We start from the raw sequence: 4,078 nt of genomic DNA, 5'->3' as shown, positions 1-4,078 counted from the left end.
CGCGCTGAGCTAACGGGAAACGTTAGTTCATAAAAAAGGCAGCTGCATAAAAAACCTTTAATCTCTTCCGGAGAGGAGAAGGTTTTTTTTGTTAAAGCGCAAAGAAAAATAAACCAATCACTATTGCAATAAACCCGCCGAATTTTCGAGCTTCAATGTAGGCGTCACTTGGCTCGGAGTCGTCTTTTACTTTCCACGCTTCATTCATATTCCAGCCAAACGTGGGCTTAATGCGACTCAGGATGCCGAGTGTAATAAAAATAGTTCCGAAAACAAGGTAGAATGTTTGAACCATGGGTAAATCAGCTCCTTTATTTATAAGACGTTCAGAAGCTGCTTGAGGTTCCGCTTAGAATCAAATCATGAAAGATGTCGGGGGACAAGAACAAAGTCCCATTGAAAGTCGCTATTATAGCGGCTTTTTTATTTTATCGGTAAAAGTTCTTGTCCCAAACCAAAGATAGTACCGATTGCCGAAAAGGACAAGAACATGAGCCGATTACCGATTAGATTGGTTTGAACAATTGAGAGCAGAAATAGAGGGACATATTGCATAATAAAAATACGCTTTGGTGTAAGCGCGAACGTTTGGACGTACAAGCTCAGATCGATACAGCCCAAACCAAGCGTTTGAGGCTTGAGATCGAGCACAGAATCCAGAACGACCCGGAGTATGTTTGAATCGTTCCGGTAACTTTATCGCCGTCAGCAATCCGTTCACTCCTTTTTAGCAATAAAAAAACCGCCTTTGTAAAAAGGCGGTCTATTACGCTATCGTACTTCGTACTTTACCCACATAATCGCTTTTTAATCACCTTGATACCTTTTAAAGCAAACTCATTTTTTGGTTCAATAAAAAAGGACGCTCCCGCGCCATCGCTTAGGAACGAACCGAGGCTCCGATTGCTTCGACAACCTCCTTTTGTCTATACCCCTCGCGTTTTCGGATATATTTAAGCTCTTCACAATCAAATTCCATCAGCTGTGGACCGGCGTACAACCTGTACCAGAAATCATCTTCATCTTCTTCTTTCCCATAATCCGCGTAGTTGCGGCTATTATATTTTCTTGTCAAAACCAGACGACAAGAACATAGATCGTAAGGTTTCATCTACAATTTTTTACGAATGTGATCGCCGTTTTCGAACCTTGCCAATCATCCACATAAGGAATGGAATACCGATCAACTCAATAGGCATCACGTAATGAACGCTCAGATGAAGTTGAATTTGGGAAGTGTAGAGAACAGTTTGAGGAAATATCCAAGCTATAATATACACGGCCGGAGAAATTACCCAGACTGAAATACTCCAACGTTTCAAGCCCATCCATTGGGACATCCCGTAGCAAGCAATAAATAAATAAAGGCTCAATTTGAGAAACACACTGAAGAACCATAAAACAGACGAAAAAATTTCGATGTTCTGGATGAACTCCATAAGTGAGACGTATCGCATCATCTCAAATGTTGGAAACAGCATCTTTGATGCTAATGCAGATCCGAAGATGGATAAAGCCGTTAAGGTCAGCACAGAGGAAATGATGGCAACTGACGCGACAGCCCAAACGGCAAATTTAGTACCTTGACGGGGATTCTCCATGAACTTGGTCACCATCAACAGAAATACGGTGTCTCCCAGAACCGAGGCCGGCGCCAGACTTCCTCGCATAATTGCTCTTGCTCCTGAATCCGAAAAAATAGGGAAAATTTGTTCTAATTCGTAATTGTTAAAGCTCAATAAAGTGATCGCAACAATGATCAACAATATGACGGGTCCCATCAATTGGCTGCATCGTCCAATTCCCTCGATTCCTCCAGCCCAAACTAAGCTTACCACTATTACCATCATGAGAAGCATCAGGACGCTTGTAGGGGTTCGATCAAACAAGATCATTTGAAAGAAATCGGAAAATTGACGAAGAAGAGACCCAGACATGACTATCCATATTAACAAAAAGGGGACCACCAAAATCTTCCCAAACCAACTCCCTAAGATTTTCGTACTGAAGTCGTTGAGCGATTGTTCAGGGTACATAAGGGACAGGGCCCTGGAAAGGAGAGTGATTCCGCAGGCAATAGCTCCGCCGACCAGGTAAGAAATCCACGCATCCTGCTTCGCTGTTTGGATGACAGGCGATTGCGTGAAGAACAATGTCATAGCACACTCGATCGAAAACGTGATCCAAAATACCTGTATGTTAGAAATTCTCGGTGTATTCATTTGATCGTTTCTTCCTCCCGCAGATACAAACCTGGCCCCGTCAACCCTATTTGGGTTATGGTCAATTCAGCTTTGACATCGAATTCTGCTGCTGTAAAATAATTATTCCAGTTGTCTTTTATTTTTTTCCAAGCTGACGGGCTTTTCCGGTGCAAAGTCTCACCAAATCCGAAAATATCTTCTTGGTATGTGTTCTGCATTTTTAAGATGATTTCTTTAATTTCCTTTGCTGCTTCAACTTCTAATGCTTGTTTAACTAACTTGACATTAGTTGGGCTACGAAGATCCAACCGAGTCTGGTTCTCACGAATAACGCCTTTGCCCGTTAACTTGACATGAAAGACGATTTTTCCATTGTGGTTTTCTGGTAAGATTCTACGCCCTATCCGTGACAAGTGAATGCTGACTCTCCCTTGATTTTTCGGAATGGGCGTTGTCACAGTGGTGCTATTTAAAACACCTGTAATCCAATTTACATTTAACGCTTCTTCTTGACTGATAAAACCTTTTAATTTCAGCTTTTTTTTATCGAAAATGGCTATGCCATTCATCCGAAATGATTGTTGCTTAGTTACGTCCTCAATTTTATTACCTTTCCGATTCAAAGAGATCACGGGTAATACGGGGCTAACACCATCGCTGCTGGCTGCCCTTAAAAATCTCATGAAAGTGGCTTGTTTCATGCCACTCGTATGTTCCAGTTCTTTATATGCGCCGATCGCGGGTATTTTCTCCAAGGGATATGTTGATTGGATCAATTCACGTGCGGTACCATCTTTTACGACGAAGATATCAGTTCGTAACCGGACCAGCGGATTCCTAGAGTGTTCATCCAGCATATCCGTGACACCATCTCTTGCGAACTGTTCTCCAAGAAAAACGACCCTACGGTGGCTCGGAAATACTTCCCTGGATAGACTTCCTTGTAAATCGGCTGCGGCTTGACTAACGTTTTTTCCCATTCCCGAAACCACGAAATGGCTTGTGCCATTTCCGGAGGAACCTCCTTTTCCTCCGGTTTGGCCTTGTTTGCCGGGGATCAGAATTTGGCCACTTAATACGATATCCCCCCTCCCGTCCCTGTCAAACCCTGAGCCGATCCAGATGGACCGGCTGCTAAGCTCCTTTTGATCCCAGCATCCTGTCGTGAGCACTAGAATAAGTAAAAGGGCAATCCCAAATTTAAAATACATGGGCCGTCACCTTCCTTTGGATTTATGACAGCAACTTATCATGAGATTCGTTTGTCGTTACTCCCGGCCGTGTTTTTAGGACGATATCGTAAGCTCCATCTCGGTGCTCGAAAAATGAGATCTTTTACATAGCCTGTCGTTTCGGGAGTAACAGGACTAAGGTAAGGGACGCCAAATGAACGTAGGCAAGACAAATGGATTAGGATCGCCGTAATGCCGACCAGGATACCGTAAATTCCTATAAATCCAGCGAGTAACAACATAGGAAATCGAAGAATCCGCAGAGAGGTTCCGAGATTGTAACGCGGTATGCCAAATGACGCGATCCCCGTCGTTGCCACAACGATGACCATGGGAGCAGAGATGATACCAGCCTCAACAGCGGATTGGCCGATAACCAGTGCTCCCACAATACTGACGGCTGAACCAATTGTTTTCGGTAGTCGGACGCCGGCTTCGCGAAGGGCTTCAAACATAAATTCCATCAAGAGGGCTTCCATGACGGCGGGAAAGGGGACACCTTCCCTTGCCGCTGCGATGCTAATTAGAAGAACTGTTGGAAGTATTTGTGGATGAAAAGTAGTTAGAGCAACGTAAACCGACGGCAGCAGTAGGGCGATCAGGAACATGAAGTACCTAACCCACCTTACAAGTGTGGTGAAA

The 4,078-nt window shown here is 43.8% G+C and carries 4 protein-coding genes; all 4 read right to left on the bottom strand.

Going from position 1 to position 4,078, the window contains the following annotated elements:
• Positions 1–91: 91 nt before the first annotated feature.
• Positions 92–295: a DUF6199 family natural product biosynthesis protein gene (locus CPT76_RS36030; RefSeq protein ID WP_105446275.1), complete on the bottom strand. Its 204-nt coding sequence runs from the start codon at positions 293–295 to the stop codon at positions 92–94.
• An 826-nt stretch (positions 296–1,121) separates the two neighbouring features.
• Positions 1,122–2,222: a GerAB/ArcD/ProY family transporter gene (locus CPT76_RS36025; protein ID WP_105446274.1), complete on the bottom strand. Its 1,101-nt coding sequence runs from the start codon at positions 2,220–2,222 to the stop codon at positions 1,122–1,124.
• Positions 2,219–3,415, bottom strand: a complete 1,197-nt coding sequence (locus tag CPT76_RS36020; protein ID WP_105446273.1) for a Ger(x)C family spore germination protein — start codon at positions 3,413–3,415, stop codon at positions 2,219–2,221. The genes CPT76_RS36025 and CPT76_RS36020 overlap by 4 nt, the downstream gene beginning before the upstream one ends.
• Before the next feature lie 38 nt (positions 3,416–3,453).
• Positions 3,454–4,078 (bottom strand): spore germination protein (locus CPT76_RS36015; protein ID WP_146116569.1); only part of this gene is annotated, 625 nt, incomplete at its 5' end.

The sequence above is a fragment of the Paenibacillus sp. AR247 genome (genome assembly GCF_002968895.1).
In the GTDB taxonomy this organism is placed as follows: Bacteria; Bacillota; Bacilli; order Paenibacillales; family Paenibacillaceae; genus Paenibacillus_AQ; species Paenibacillus_AQ favisporus.
The sequence above is the reverse complement of the archived record's forward strand: the minus strand, read 5'-3'. Positions and strand labels throughout refer to the sequence as shown.

Bases quoted from the DNA above. Each gene is read 5' to 3' on its own strand.
- CPT76_RS36025 (WP_105446274.1), bottom strand. From the start codon at position 2,222: ATGAATACACCGAGAATTTCTAACATACAGGTATTTTGGATCACGTTT.
- CPT76_RS36020 (WP_105446273.1), bottom strand. From the start codon at position 3,415: ATGTATTTTAAATTTGGGATTGCCCTTTTACTTATTCTAGTGCTCACG.
- CPT76_RS36030 (WP_105446275.1), bottom strand. From the start codon at position 295: ATGGTTCAAACATTCTACCTTGTTTTCGGAACTATTTTTATTACACTC.